Origin of the sequence: Actinoplanes sp. DH11 (assembly GCF_020873875.1) — a bacterium.
Lineage (GTDB): Bacteria > Actinomycetota > Actinomycetes > Mycobacteriales > Micromonosporaceae > Actinoplanes.
In genome coordinates this window covers 1-471 of sequence record NZ_JAHWGU010000120.1, presented here as the reverse complement: position 1 = coordinate 471, position 471 = coordinate 1, and the positions used below count along the sequence as shown (strand labels likewise).

Here is a 471-nt window from a genome sequence, read left to right as displayed (position 1 = left end):
ATCTTCATCCGCGCGCCAGCGCCAGCATCAATACGCTGCCCTTGCCCGTCGAGCGCGTACGCCTGCTGATTGGTCCCGAAGGTGGGCTTTCGGCGGATGAAATCGCGATGACGGCACGTTACCAGTTTACTGATATTCTGTTGGGACCTCGCGTTCTGCGCACTGAGACAACGGCACTCACGGCCATTACCGCGCTACAGGTACGGTTTGGCGATCTGGGTTGACGCATATTGGAGAGAAAGATGATCAAGCTCGGCATCGTGATGGACCCCATCGCAAACATTAACATCAAGAAAGATTCCAGCTTCGCTATGCTGCTGGAAGCGCAGCGTCGCGGCTATGAACTCCACTATATGGAGATGAACGATCTTTACCTGATCAACGGTGAAGCCCGGGCGCGCACCCGCATCGTTAACGTCGAGCAGAACTACGACAAATGGTACGAATTCGGCACAGAGCAGGACATTGCGC

1 protein-coding gene and 1 pseudogene are annotated in these 471 nt (G+C 55.2%); both read left to right on the top strand.

The genetic code is table 11. The features are described 5' to 3' along the window. On the top strand, positions 1-224 hold a 224-nt coding region (locus LPA41_RS41005), incomplete at its 5' end, for an RsmE family RNA methyltransferase (protein WP_229076893.1). An 18-nt stretch (positions 225-242) separates the two neighbouring features. Beyond that, positions 243-471 (top strand): annotated as a pseudogene (locus tag LPA41_RS41000) (glutathione synthase); the annotation flags it as partial.